Source organism: Bradyrhizobium sp. 41S5 (assembly GCF_011516665.3).
In the GTDB taxonomy this organism is placed as follows: Bacteria; Pseudomonadota; Alphaproteobacteria; order Rhizobiales; family Xanthobacteraceae; genus Bradyrhizobium; species Bradyrhizobium quebecense.
This window is the reverse complement of record NZ_CP083721.1, coordinates 6,077,646-6,090,880: the sequence shown is the minus strand read 5'-3', so window position 1 is coordinate 6,090,880 and position 13,235 is coordinate 6,077,646. Positions and strand designations below refer to the sequence as shown.

Annotated in this window: 10 protein-coding genes and 1 pseudogene; 8 read left to right on the top strand and 3 right to left on the bottom strand. The window is 64.5% G+C overall.

Annotated elements, in window-relative coordinates; translation table 11 throughout:
• From HAP47_RS29350 to HAP47_RS29340, 3 genes are all read left to right on the top strand, one after another.
• Positions 1 to 1,194 carry a dihydrodipicolinate synthase family protein gene (locus HAP47_RS29350; RefSeq protein ID WP_173641592.1) on the top strand — a complete coding sequence of 398 codons (1,194 nt, stop codon included), beginning with the start codon at positions 1 to 3 and terminating at the stop codon, positions 1,192 to 1,194.
• The gene (locus HAP47_RS29345; protein ID WP_173641593.1) at positions 1,194 to 2,057 is read left to right on the top strand and encodes a sugar phosphate isomerase/epimerase family protein; all 864 of its coding nucleotides are present in this window, start codon (positions 1,194 to 1,196) and stop codon (positions 2,055 to 2,057) included. Before HAP47_RS29350 ends, HAP47_RS29345 begins: the two co-directional genes overlap by 1 nt.
• Positions 2,058 to 2,169: 112 nt before the next feature.
• Complete coding sequence (locus HAP47_RS29340) at positions 2,170 to 3,315, top strand: alpha-hydroxy acid oxidase (RefSeq protein WP_173641594.1); 1,146 nt, start codon at positions 2,170 to 2,172, stop codon at positions 3,313 to 3,315.
• A gap of 33 nt (positions 3,316 to 3,348) precedes the next feature.
• Here HAP47_RS29340 and rocD read toward each other — a convergent pair whose 3' ends face one another.
• The 3 genes from rocD to HAP47_RS29325 form a co-directional block, all read right to left on the bottom strand.
• On the bottom strand, positions 3,349 to 4,563 hold the full coding sequence (gene rocD, locus HAP47_RS29335) for an ornithine--oxo-acid transaminase (protein WP_173641595.1): 1,215 nt from the start codon (positions 4,561 to 4,563) through the stop codon (positions 3,349 to 3,351).
• 127 nt (positions 4,564 to 4,690) lie between these two features.
• Positions 4,691 to 5,368 (bottom strand): potassium channel family protein, encoded by a 678-nt coding sequence (locus HAP47_RS29330; RefSeq protein ID WP_173641596.1) that lies wholly within the window; start codon positions 5,366 to 5,368, stop codon positions 4,691 to 4,693.
• Between the two features lie 4 nt (positions 5,369 to 5,372).
• The gene (locus tag HAP47_RS29325) at positions 5,373 to 6,596 is read right to left on the bottom strand and encodes a cytochrome P450 (RefSeq protein ID WP_173641597.1); all 1,224 of its coding nucleotides are present in this window, start codon (positions 6,594 to 6,596) and stop codon (positions 5,373 to 5,375) included.
• Between the two features lie 205 nt (positions 6,597 to 6,801).
• On the opposite strand from HAP47_RS29325, the gene HAP47_RS29320 reads away from it, so the two are divergent.
• The 5 genes and pseudogenes from HAP47_RS29320 (at position 6,802) to HAP47_RS29300 (ending at position 13,158) form a co-directional block, all read left to right on the top strand.
• On the top strand, positions 6,802 to 7,335 hold the full coding sequence (locus tag HAP47_RS29320; protein ID WP_092124983.1) for a thiamine pyrophosphate-binding protein: 534 nt from the start codon (positions 6,802 to 6,804) through the stop codon (positions 7,333 to 7,335).
• Positions 7,332 to 7,921 (top strand): annotated as a pseudogene (locus HAP47_RS29315) (thiamine pyrophosphate-dependent enzyme). The gene HAP47_RS29320 and the pseudogene HAP47_RS29315 overlap by 4 nt, the downstream one beginning before the upstream one ends.
• Before the next feature lie 64 nt (positions 7,922 to 7,985).
• Complete coding sequence (locus tag HAP47_RS29310) at positions 7,986 to 8,687, top strand: TetR/AcrR family transcriptional regulator (protein WP_173641598.1); 702 nt, start codon at positions 7,986 to 7,988, stop codon at positions 8,685 to 8,687.
• 1 nt (position 8,688) lies between these two features.
• Positions 8,689 to 9,882 carry an efflux RND transporter periplasmic adaptor subunit gene (locus HAP47_RS29305; protein ID WP_173641599.1) on the top strand — a complete coding sequence of 398 codons (1,194 nt, stop codon included), beginning with the start codon at positions 8,689 to 8,691 and terminating at the stop codon, positions 9,880 to 9,882.
• 174 nt (positions 9,883 to 10,056) lie between these two features.
• Entirely contained in the window at positions 10,057 to 13,158 is a 3,102-nt protein-coding gene (locus HAP47_RS29300) for a multidrug efflux RND transporter permease subunit (RefSeq protein ID WP_173641600.1), read from the top strand.
• Positions 13,159 to 13,235 lie beyond the last annotated feature (77 nt).

Sequence of the window (13,235 nt, the reverse complement as noted above, 5' to 3'; positions counted from 1 at the left end):
ATGAACAAGCCGGTCCTGCCGATATCGCCGCTATCGCTGAAGCTGCCGACCGCCGATGGCGGCCTAGGGGCCTATCGCCTGGCGGCGTCGCGGACCTTTCCGGCGAAGCTCGCGGGCACGTTGAACCGCGTTGCTTTCTCGGCCGCCCATGTGGTCGCGGATTCGCGCGCCGACGTCGATCCCTGGCTGACGGCCGCGATCGACTGGGACAAGACGATCGCGTTCCGCGAACACGTCTGGGACCTCGGCCTCGGCGTTGCCGAGGCGATGGACACCGCGCAGCGTGGCATGGGGCTGGACTGGGCGACGTCGCTCGAATTGATCCAGCGCTCGGTGAAAGCGGCGAAAGCAAGAGGCAATGCGCTGGTTTTTTCCGGTGCCGGCACCGATCACCTCGCGGTGGAGGACGCCAAGTCAATCGACGACGTGATCCGTGCCTATGAGGAGCAGATCGCGGCGGTCGAGAAGGCGGGCGGGCGCATCATCCTGATGGCCTCTCGCGCGCTGGCAAAGCTCGGCAGGAATGCGGAGGATTACGCGAAGGTCTACGACCGCGTGCTGTCGCAGGTCCGCGAGCCCGTGATCATCCACTGGCTTGGCGACATGTTCGATCCGGCGCTGTCGGACTACTGGGGCACGGCCGATCTCGACGAGGCGATGGACATTGCGGTTGCGATCATCAACGCCAATGCCGCCAAGGTCGATGGCGTCAAGGTCTCGCTGCTCGACAAGCAGCGCGAGATCGACATGCGGCGGCGGCTCGATCCGCGCGTCAAGATGTACACCGGCGACGATTTCAACTATGCGGAGCTGATCGCCGGCGACGACAAGGGCTTCTCGCACGCGCTGCTTGGCATCTTCGACGCCATCGCGCCCGCCGCATCGTATGCGCTGTCGCGGCTGGCCGATGGCGACGAGGCCGGCTTCCACGACGTGCTGGGACCGACGGTGCCGCTGTCGCGCCACATCTTTAAGGCGCCGACCCGCTTCTACAAGACCGGCATCGTGTTCATGGCCTACCTCAATGGTCACCAGGACCACTTCACGATGGTCGGCGGGCAGGAGAGCGCGCGCTCGACATTGCATCTCGCCGAGCTGTTCCGGCTCGCCGACCAGGCGGGGCTGCTTGCCAATCCGGAGCTCGCGACGCGTCGAATGGCGGCGATCATGGCCACGCGGGGCGTTGACGCTTGATGCGTGATTTTTCCGACGACCATCGCTGGCTGTCGCTGAACACGGCGACCGTCCGCAAGCAGGGCGACCTCATCGCCATCATCGAGGCCTGCGCACGCCACGGCATCCGCGCCATCGATCCCTGGCGCGACCAGGTCGCTAGCGTCGGCATCGATCGCGCGGTGCGCGCGGTGAAGGACGCCGGTCTCGATCTCTCAGGCTATTGCCGCGGCGGCATGTTCACGGCGGACAGCGCGCATCGCAGCGAGACGCGCGACGACAACCGACGGGCGGTCGACGAGGCGGCCGCGCTCGGCGCGTCCTGTATCGTGCTTGTGGTCGGCGGCCTGCCGCAATATTCGCGGCCGGGCAGCGCGGCCTCGAAGGACATCACGGCAGCGCGCAACCAGGTGCATGACGGCATCGCCGAGATGCTGGACTATGCAAGACAGGCAAAACTGCCGCTCGCGATCGAGCCGCTGCACCCGGCCTATGCCGCCGACCGCGCCTGCGTGAACACCACGAAACATGCGCTTGACATCTGCGATGCGCTCGATCCCGGCCGCACCGGCGCGATCGGCGTTGCGCTCGACGTCTATCACATCTGGTGGGATCCCGAACTCAAGAGCCAGATCGCGCGCGCCGGCAAGGATCGCCTGCTCGCGTTCCACGTCTGCGACTGGCTGGTGCCGACCAAGGATATCCTCAACGATCGCGGCATGATGGGCGACGGCGTCATCGACATCAAATCCGTCCGCGCGATGGTCGAAGCGCAGGGCTTTGCCGGTTATTCGGAGATCGAGATATTCTCGAATGACTGGTGGACGAAGCCGATGGATGCGGTCCTGACGACCTGCATAGAGCGGCACCGCTCGGTGGTCTGACCCAACCACCGGTTCGGTGGACAAGGCGAAGCGGGCCCGTTATTCCGGAGCTGTCGGTGTGAACGGCACTGGAGGCCGTTGAACTCCGCGGTCCGGACCTTCGGAGCACGACATGCGCGTGAGCGATTGCCACAATTTCCATGACTTCCGCGAACTGGCAAGGCGCCGGCTTCCGGGGCCGATCTTCGACTATATCGACGGCGGGGCAGACGATGAGGCGACGCTTCGGCAGAACACCGCGAGCTTCGAGCGCTGCGACCTGGTGCCCAACGTCCTGCGCGGCGTGGAGAACGTGGACCTCTCGGTCACCGTGATGGGCCAGAAGCTGGCAACGCCATTCTATTGTTCGCCAACCGCGCTGCAGCGCCTGTTCCATCATCAGGGCGAACGGGCCGTCGCTGCCGCCGCGGCGAAATACGGAACGATGTTTGGCGTGTCCTCGCTCGGTACCGTGAGCCTGGAGGAATTGCGCAAGGCCTACGATACGCCGCAGGTCTATCAGTTCTATTTCCACCGGGACCGGGGCCTGAATTTCGCCATGATGCAGCGCGCCAAGCAGGCCGGCGTCAACGTGATGATGTTGACCGTCGACAGCATCACCGGTGGCAACCGCGAGCGCGACCTGCGGACCGGGTTTTCGATTCCCTTCAGGCTCACGCTCGGCGGCATGCTGCAGTTCGCCATCAAGCCTGCGTGGGCCATCAACTACGTCACGCATGAGAGCTTCAAGCTGCCGCAGCTCGACGAGCATGTCGATATGAGCGGCGGCGCGATGTCGATCGGGCGTTATTTCACGGAAATGCTCGATCCGGCCATGACATGGGACGACGTCGCGCAAATGGTCCGGCAGTGGAACGGCCAGTTTTGTCTGAAGGGCATCATGTCGGTTGAGGATGCCAAGCGTGCGGCCGAGATCGGCTGCACCGGAGTCATCCTGTCCAACCATGGCGGCCGGCAGCTCGACGGCTCGCGGGCGGCGTTCGATCAGCTGGCCGAGATCGTCGATGCCGTGGGCGATCGGATCGATGTGATGATGGACGGCGGCATCAAGCGGGGCAGCCATGTGCTGAAAGCACTGTCGCTCGGCGCCAAGGCCGTCGGCCTAGGACGCCTCTATCTCTATCCGCTGGCGTCGGCCGGCCAGGCCGGAGTGGAGCGGGCGCTTGGCCTGCTGCAGGCGGAGCTGGTGCGGGACATGCGGCTGATGGGGTGTTCTTCGATCAGCCAGCTCTCTCGCGCAAACCTGCGGTTCAGATAGCCGCCCCGGCCGGCGAGCTTAACTATCCCGCCGTCACGAAAGGTCCTGCGTCAGCGCAGCGCCGATCTGCTCCAGCGCCCAATCGACCTGCTCGCGCGTAATCACCAGCGGCGGGGCGATCCGGATGGTGTGGTCATGGGTGTCCTTGGCGAGGATGCCTTTCTCGCGCAGCACTTCGCAATAGCGGCGCGCAGGCCCGGCCTCGGGGTGAAGCTCGACCGCCAGCATCAGCCCGCGTCCGCGGACTTCGCGAACCGTGTTGGCGCGGATGCTGCGCAAGCCGTCGAGGAAGTGCGCGCCTTCGACGGCGGCGTTCTCGATCATGCCTTCGTCGACCAGCGCGCGCAGCGCCGCGCGTGCGACCGCGCAGGCGAGCGGATTGCCGCCGAAGGTCGAGCCGTGCTGGCCGGGCTTCAGCGTGCCGAGGACCTCGTTGTTGGAAAGCACCGCCGAAACCGGATAGAAGCCGCCGGACAATGCCTTGCCGAGCAGCGTCACGTCGGCCTCGATGCCTTCGTGCTGCTCCCCCAGCAGTTTGCCGGTGCGGCCGAGGCCGGTCTGGATCTCGTCGAGGACCAGCATGATGTTATTGCGGGTACAGAGCTCGCGGACCTCTGCAAAATAACCCGCAGGCGGAATCATGACCCCGGCCTCGCCCTGGATCGGCTCGACCAGGAAGGCAACGGTATTGGGCGTGATCGCGTCCACCAGCGCCCTGGCGTCGCCGAACGGGATGATCTTGAAGCCCGGCGCGAACGGCCCGAAATGCGCGCGGGTGTCCGGGTCAGTGCTGAAGCCGACGATCGCAAGCGTGCGCCCGTGAAAATTGTCGGCGCATACGATGATTTCGGCCTCACCGTCAGGCACGCCCTTGACCTCGTAACCCCATTTGCGCACCGACTTGATCGCGCTCTCCACCGCTTCCGCGCCGCTGTTCATCGGCAGCACCTTGTGCGATCCGGTCAACTCGGCGAGTTCCTCGTAGAATGGGGCGAGCTGGTCGTTGTGGAAGGCTCGCGAGGTCAGCGTCAACCGGCCAGCCTGCGCCACCATGGCGGCGAGGATTTTTGGATGGCAGTGGCCCTGGTTGACCGCCGAATAGGCGGACAGGCAATCGAGGTAGCGTTTGCCGTCGGTATCCCAAACCCAGACGCCTTGGCCGCGCGACAGCACGACGCCGAGCGGCGCGTAGTTTTGGGCGCCGAACCGCGCTTCCCTTGCGATGAAATCGGTGACTGGCGGACGCATGTCTCGTCACTCCAGCTGTGCCGGCACCAAGGGTGCCATCCTGCACATTATCACTGATTTGGGTATCGGCTCGCGCGGCTTAAAGGATTGCGGTGGACCAAATTCGGTCCATTCTGGTGGCGCTGCGCTACGAATCCTGATCGCGGTGCGCGATCTCGAGCGTGACGAGCCGGGCGAGCAGTGTCGCCGGATAGAGCTGGCCGAAGATTGCCTCGACATTGCACAGGCTGCGCGCAATCGGATGCAGCGGCGCGACGTCGCCATAACCTGTCGTCGTGAGCGTGGCGAAGGAGAAATAGATCAGTTGGCTTGCGAGCGAGGGGCGGTCCTCGACCTTCATGCCGGCGAACGCATTCGGCACCAGCGTTCCGATGAAGGTGTAGAGTGCCGAGAAGATCACCGCCACCGTGAGGTAGAGCAGGACCGCGCCGATCACCCGGTGATAGGTGACGCGTCCCGGCGCGAAGGTCGCGCGCGCGACCGTCACCGCCATCGTGAGGCCGACCAAGAGCCAGGAGCCGGCGAACAAATTGAGGTCGAGGATCGAGGGGGAGCGCAGCCGCAGGATGGCGCCGGTCACGATCATCGCGAGCGCGACCAGCATGGTGACGACGGCGATCGCGCTGCCCGACATCACGAACACGCCGCCGACCAGGAAGATGGCGAGCAACAGCTCGAACACCTGAAATTCGAACAGGCCAAGCGCCTGCAACGGCGCCACCACGAACATCATGACCAGGAGCACCACGGTCAGCACCGTCAGCAGCGAATCGCCCCAGCGCTCGCGCAGTTGCTCTGTCGTCATCGGATCACGCGCCGCGCCGGCACGGCACGCTGAGGAAGCCGCGGAAGCGCACCCGGCCACCGCGCACCGGCTCGCCGTCGAGCGCATAGTTCGGGAAGCGCGCCAGGAAGCGCGAAATCGCGATGGCGCCTTCGAGGCGCGCCAGCGCCATGCCGGCGCATTGATGCGCGCCGGTCCCGAAGGCGAGGTGGCGGTTCGGCGTGCGCGCGACGTCGAAGCCTTCAGGGTTGGGGAATTGCGCAGGGTCGCGGTTGGCGGCGCCGATGCACAGCGTGACCAGTGTGCCGGGGGGCATCGTGATGCCGCCGAGCTCGGTCTCCTCCACGATCATCCGGTTGCCGAGCTGGTTCGAACTCTCGTAGCGCAGCATCTCCTCGACAGCGGTCTTGATCAGGTCGGGCTGCGCGATCAGCCGCTGCTTCTCTTCGGGATGTTGGGTGAGCGTCACCAGCCCGTTGCCGATCAGGTTGGTCGTGGTCTCGTGGCCGGCGTTGAGCAGGAAGATGCAATTGTGCAGCAATTCCTTCGCGGTCAGCCGCTCGCCATTGTCCTCACCCTGGATCAATCGGGTGAGCACGTCGCGTTCGGGATTGCCCGGCCTGGCGCGGCGCCTTTCGACCAGGGTTTCGAGATAGGCGAGGAAATCCTTCACCGCATCGTTGCCGCGGTCGAACGCGTCCTTGCCGATCACCGGCTCCAGCGCGCCCAGGATCGCCAGCGACCAGTCGCGCAGCGGCTCGCGCTCGTCGTGCGGCACGTCAAGCAGATTGCCGATCACCTCGACCGGGATTGCGGAGGCGAAGTCGCCGATCAGCTCGAAGCGGTCTTTCGCGGCGATCCGGTCGAGCAGGCCGTCGACCAGCGCGATCAGGTCCGGCTCCATGCCGGCGATCGCCCGCGGCGACAAGGCGCCCATGATCAACCGCCGCACGCGGGTATGCGCCGGCGGGTCGTTGAACACGAGGCTGGTCGTGTGATGCTCGTAGAGCAGCGAGTTGCCGTATTTCGGCAAGAACTCCTTCTTCTTGTCGGAGGAGAAGGTCTTGGTGTTCTTGTAGGCGACGATGAGGTCGTCGTAGCGGGTGAGAAAATAGCAGCCGTTCGGCAGCCGCTTGACCGGCGCGTGCTCGCGCAGCGCGCGGTAGGTCGGGTAGGGGTCCGCGTAGAAGTCGGCCGTCAGCTTTTCCAGGTCGAAGCCGTCAGCCAGCTCTCGCGCGTGCCCGTCCATGGCGGATATCCAACCCACATTAGTTTCATTTGCAACTATCGTAGGCCGCGGGCGGCGGCTGCGCAACAGAATTTGCGTACCGGGAATGGCGCGGCGCACGCCGCGCGATGCGAGTAAATCGCAGAGCCATATGCGGTTTTGCGCTTTGATGAAGTGCGCGCGCGCCTCTACAGTCGCGGCCAAATAATAGAGACCGGAAACGCCGATGCATGCCCGAGCCGACACCGCGGCCTCCTGGCCCGAGGAGATTTTTTCGATTCTGCAGCGCTTCGAGGTGCGTCAGGTGCCCTACGTGCCAGACGCCGGGCATTCTGAGCTGATCGAGCGCGTGCTGGGATCGTCCTCGATGCGCGGCATTGCGCTGACCACCGAGGAGGAAGGCGTGGCGCTGCTCGCAGGCGCCTGGGCCGGCGGCCAGCGCGGCGTGCTGCTGATGCAGTCGAGCGGGGTCGGCAATTGCATCAACATGCTGTCGCTGGTGCAGATCTTCCGCTTGCCGTTCCTGACGTTGGTGACGATGCGCGGCGAATGGGGCGAGTTCAATCCCTGGCAGGTGCCGATGGGCTCGAACACCCAGGGCATTCTCGAACTGGCGGGGATCAAGGTGCTCCGCGCCTCGCGTCCGGACGAGGTGCGCGAAGTCGTCGAAGCCGGCGCGGCGCAAGCCTACAACGCCTGCACGCCAACCGCCGTGCTGCTGTCGCAGCGCCTGATCGGGGCAAAGGTCTTCACAAAATGAGCAAAGCCAATCTTCTCGACCGCCGCGCCGTGGTTTCCGAACTGCTGAGGGATCGCAAGGGCGCCTTCGCCATCGGCGGCCTCGGCGCCTCGACCTATGACATCGCCGCGGCCGGCGACCACGACCGCAATTTCTATCTCTGGGGCGGCATGGGCGGCGCTGTCATGATCGGGCTCGGTCTCGCGCTGGCCCAGCCGACGCTGCCGGTCGTCGTGATCACCGGCGACGGCGAGATGCTGATGGGGATGGGGAGCCTCGCGACCGTCGCGCTGCAGCAGCCGAAAAACCTCTCGATCATCGTGCTCGACAACGAGGCCTATGGCGAGACCGGCGGCCAGGCCAGCCATACCGGCGGGCCCGCCGACCTCGTGGGTGTTGCCAATGCCTGCGGAATCGGAGATAGCCGGGCTATCTCCGCGATGGCTGAGGTCGAGGCTTTTGCTTCGTCGTTGCAAGACGTTACGGCAGGGCCGCGGTTCGCCAGTGTGAAGATCGACGGGCCAATCTGGAACGCGTGCTGTCCAGCCGCGACGGCACCTTCATCGTCAACCGCATCAGAGGGTCGATCGGACACACTCCGATATAAAGTGACTTTCGCGGTGCAATAGAACCTTGACTTTTGGTAAAGTGAGTGATTACTCACGACCCAAATGTCTACCTTACGCATGACGAGTGACTTGCGGCGTCAGTTGATCCTGAGCGCCGCCAAGCGGTGTTTCGCCCGCAACGGCTTTGCCGGCACCACGACAAAGAGCGTGGCGGCCGCGGCTGCCATTTCGGAAGGGCTGCTGTTCAAGCACTTCCCGTCGAAGGCGGCGCTCTACGCCGAAATCCTTGCCGAAGAGTGCGAGGCGGATCCCGATCTCGCGCATTTGCTCGGCCAGGAGCCCTCCACCGCGACGCTGATCGAACTGGTGCAAGGCATGGTCGGCCATTTCATGCAGCTGCGCGACGCGCCCGACCAGGAAGAGGCGCAGCGGATGCGGCTGATGGTGACGAGCCATCTCGACGACGGCGAGTTTGCGCGCTTGCTCTACGACAAGGTGGGCAAGCTGATCGGTCCGACTTTCGCCGCTTCACTCGAGCGCGCGATCGCCGCCGGCGAAGCGACGCGGATCGGTGACGAGCCGCTCAACCTGTTCTGGTTTGCGCACCATACCGTGCTTATGGGCGCGCTGACGCAGCTGCCTGCGACACCTTGTCTCCCCTATGGGGATGCCGCCGCGGCCGAACGGCAGCTTTGTCAGTTCATTCTTCGCGGTATCGGACTTACCGAAGCCGCAATTTCAACTCATTTGGGCCGCCAGCCGTCGCCGAGCGCAGGACCGTCGGTAACTGCAGAAAGTGCATGATATGAATATCCAGACCGAAAGCCACATCTCGGGGCAACCGCTCAAGGAAAAGCAAGCCAAGCGCCCCGTCCGCCTGGTGCGTTGGTTCATCATCGTAGGCCTGTTGCTGGCCCTGCTGGTCGGCGCGCTGGTCGGCTTCAACGCCTTCCGCAGCCACATGATCGCGCAATTCTTCGCCAACAATAAGCCGCCGCCGTCGAACGTCTCGGTCGCCGAGGCGAAGACCGAAGTGATTCCGAATCTCCTGACCGCCGTCGGCGATCTCGTCGCCGTGCACCAGGTCAATGTCACGACTGACGTACCGGGCCGCATCACCCAGATCATGTTCACCGCCGGTAGCCATGTGAAGGCGGGCACGCCGCTGGTGCAGTTGTTCGACGCACCGGAGCAGGGCGATCTCGCCAGCTTCAAGGCGCAGGCGACCGTGGGCGAGCAGCAGCTCGACCGCGCCAAGCAGCTTGCGTCGCGCCAGTTCGGGCCGCAGTCGACCGTCGACACGGCACAGGCGGCCTACGACCAGGCCAAGGCGGGCATTGCCAAGACCGAAGCGCTGATCTCGCAGAAGCTGGTGCGCGCGCCGTTCGAAGGCGATCTCGGCGTTCGCCAGGTCGAAGTCGGCCAGTATCTGACGGCCGGCACGCAGATCGTGTCGCTGACGGATCTGTCGGTGCTGTACGCCAACCTGACCGTGACCGAGAAGCAGAGCTCGCAGATCAAGGTCGGCCAGGCCGTGCGGGTCGCGGTCGACGCCTATCCGGGCCGCACCTTCGAGGGCAAGATCACCACCATCGAGCCGCAGATCGCGACCGAGACCCGCAACATACGGGTGCAGGCCACGATCCAGAATCCCGACAGCATCCTCAAGCCCGGCATGTTCGCGACCACCACGATCGTGCTGCCCGAGAAGCCGCCGGTCGTGACCATTCCCGAAACCGCGGTCGACTACACGCTGTACGGCGACTCGGTGTTCCTGATCACCGAGAAGAAGGGTGAGGACGGCAAGACCAGCCTGGCCGCGGACCGCACCTTCGTGAAGACGGGCAATCGTGTCCAAGGCCGCGTTGAAATCCTCAAGGGCCTGAAGGCCGGGGACAGGGTCGTGGCCGTCGGCCAGATCAAGCTGCAATCGGGCATGGCTGTTGCGATCTCGAACGATCCGCAGCCGCCGGTTCCGGCCGAGCCGCCGCGCTACTGAAGCGTATTCGAGCGAAGTGGACGCCGCTTCGCGCGAAGAAAACGCGTCGAGATAAGAAGCTAGAGCTTCGGCAATTCAAGCCGAAGCTCTGATCCCGATCATGAAACCCGGAGGGCCGGTTGGCCCTCCGCCACATGTTGCCGCAACCGGCAGACAACACGAATCGAGTTGGCGATGGCCTTCACTGATATTTTCATCAAGCGCCCGGTGCTGTCGGTCGTCGTCAGCCTGCTGATCCTCTTGATCGGCTTGCGCGCGGCGATGGTGCTGCCGATCCGGCAATATCCGAACCTGTCGAATACCGTCGTGACGATCACGACGTCATATCCCGGCGCGTCGCCCGAGCTGATCAACGGCTTCATCACCACCCCGATCGAGCAGGCCGTCGCTTCGGCCGAAGGCGTCGATTACATGACGTCGAACTCGGTGCTCGGCACCTCGACGATCCAGGTCTACGTCAAGCTCAATCACGATCCGAACCAGGCGCTGACCGAAGTGCTCGCCAAGGTCAATTCGGTCAAATATTTGATCCCGAAGGAAGCCTTCGATCCGGTCGTGAGCAAGGCGACCGGCGACACCATCGCCGTGATGTATCTCGGCTTCTCCAGCGAAGAGCTGACCGGATCGGCGATCTCGGACTATCTGACCCGCGTCGTGCAGCCGGTGCTCTCGACGGTCGACGGCGTCGCTTCGGCCGACATTTTGGGTGGCCAGACCTTTGCGATGCGCGTCTGGCTCGATCCGAACCGGATGGCCGGACGCGGCGTGTCGCCGAACGACGTTGCGGCTGCGATCGCCGCCAACAACTTCCAGGCGGCCGCCGGCCAGACCAAGGGCTTCTTCATCGTCTCGAACGTCTCGGCCAATACCGACCTTCAGAACATCGATCAGTTCAAGCGAATGATCGTGAAGGCGAAGGATGGCGGCTTCGTGCGCATCGAGGACATCGCGACGGTGGAGCTCGCGGCGCAGTCGACCGACGCCAGCGTCGCGTTCAACGGCGAGCATGCGATCTTCATCGGCATCAAGGCGACGCCGCAAGGCAACCCGCTGACCCTGGTGAAGGGCGTGCGCGCGCTGTTCCCCGATCTCGAGCGCAACCTGCCGCCGTCGATGAAGATGAAGGTGGCCTACGACTCCACCAAGTTCATCCAATCGTCGATCGACGAGGTCCAGAAGACGCTGACCGAAGCGGTCCTGATTGTCGTCGTCGTCATCTTCCTGTTCCTGGCGTCGCTCCGCTCGGTGATCATCCCCGTCGTCACCATTCCGCTGTCGCTGATCGGCGTCTGCATCCTGATGCTGGCCGCAGGCTTCAGCTTCAACCTGCTGACGCTGCTGGCGATGGTCCTGGCGATCGGCCTCGTGGTCGACGACGCCATCGTCGTGGTGGAGAACATCCATCGACATCTCGAGGAGGGCCTGCCACCGGTGCAGGCATCATTGAAAGGTGCGCGCGAGATCGTGGGCCCGGTCGTCTCGATGACGATCACGCTGGCGGCGGTGTACGCGCCGATCGGCTTCCTCGGCGGCGTCACCGGCACGCTGTTCCGCGAATTCGCCTTCACGCTGGCGGGCTCGGTGATCGTGTCGGGCGTGATCGCGTTGACGCTGTCGCCGATGATGTGCTCGGTGTTCCTCAAGAGCGCGGAAGAGGGGCGTTTCGCCAAACTGGTCAATCGCGTGTTCGGCGCGGTGACCCGCGCCTATGGCCGCCAGCTCGACCGTTCGCTCGACTACCGCCCGATCACGGCCCTGTTCGCCGTGACCATCCTGGGCCTGGTCGGCTTCCTCTATATGCACATCCAGAAGGAGCTGGCGCCGCAGGAGGACCAGGGCATCGTATTCGCGGTGACCAAGGCGCCGAAATACGCCAACATCGACTACATCGATTTCTACGGCGACAAGATGGACAAGGAGTTCCAGAAGTTTCCCGAGACCGACCTGCGGTTCATCCTGAACGGCATCACCGGTCCGCAGGGTGGCTTCGCCGGCATGCTGCTCAAGCCGTGGGACGAGCGCAAGCGCAGCGCACAGGCGCTGCAGCCGCTGGTGCAGGCCGAGCTGTCGAAGATCGAGGGCATCAGCGCGTTCGCGTTCAGCCTGCCGCCGTTGCCCGGCGGTCCCGGCGGTCTGCCGGTGCAGATGGTGATCTCATCGACGGCCGGATTCCAGCAGGTGTTCGACCAGATGAACAAGCTGAAGGATGCAGCGCGCAAGAGCGGCCTGTTCATCGTCACCGACAGCGACCTCGACTTCAACCAGCCGGTGGTCCGAGTGAAGGTCGATCGCTCCAAGGCGAGCGACCTCGGCATCACCATGCAGTCGATCGGCGGCGCGCTGGCGACGCTGCTTGGCGGCAACTATGTCAACCGCTTCAACCTCGAAGGACGCTCCTATCAGGTGATCCCGCAGGTGCCGCGCGCCAGCCGGCTCGCGCCGGAATCGTTCGACAACTACTACGTCCCGACCACGACCGGGCAGCTGGTGCGGCTGTCGACCGTGGTTACGGTCGAGACCGGCGTCGATCCGAATGCGCTGACCCACTACAACCAGCTCAACTCGTCGACCTTCCAGGCCGTGCCGATGCCCGGCGTCTCGATGGGGCAGGCGGTCGAGTTCCTGCAGGGTGAAGCCAAGAAGCTGCCGTCCGGTTTCAGCTACGACTTCCTGGCCGACTCCCGGCAGTACGTCCATGAAGGCAACCAGCTGCTGGTCACCTTTGCGTTCGCCATCATCATCATCTTCCTGGTGCTGGCGGCGCAGTTCGAGAGCCTGCGCGATCCGTTCGTGATCATGATCAGCGTGCCGATGGCGATCGTCGGTGCCCTGATCCCACTGTTCTTCGGCGTCGCCACGATGAACATCTACACCCAGGTGGGCCTGCTGACGCTGGTCGGACTGATCACCAAGCACGGCATCCTGATGGTGGAGTTCGCCAATGAGCTGCAGCTCAAGGAGGGACTGGACCGCCGTTCGGCGATCGAGATGTCGGCCCGGATTCGTCTGCGGCCGATCCTGATGACGACGGCGGCCATGGTCACTGGCCTGCTGCCGCTGCTCACCGCCTCGGGCGCCGGTGCCGCCAGCCGCTTCTCGATCGGGCTTGTCGTCGTCACCGGCATGACGATCGGCACGCTGTTCACGCTGTTCGTGCTGCCGATGGTCTACACGGTGATTGCGACCGACCACCAGGCCGCGGCACGGTCCGAGCGTGCCAAGCAGATCGCCGACTACGAACTCGAAGGCCGCGGCGGCGCACTGAAACCGACCTGAGCCCTCCAAGCTCATGCTCGCAGGAAGGGCGGCACTGGCGACAGCCACTGCCGCCTTTTCTTTGTCCCGCGAACGCC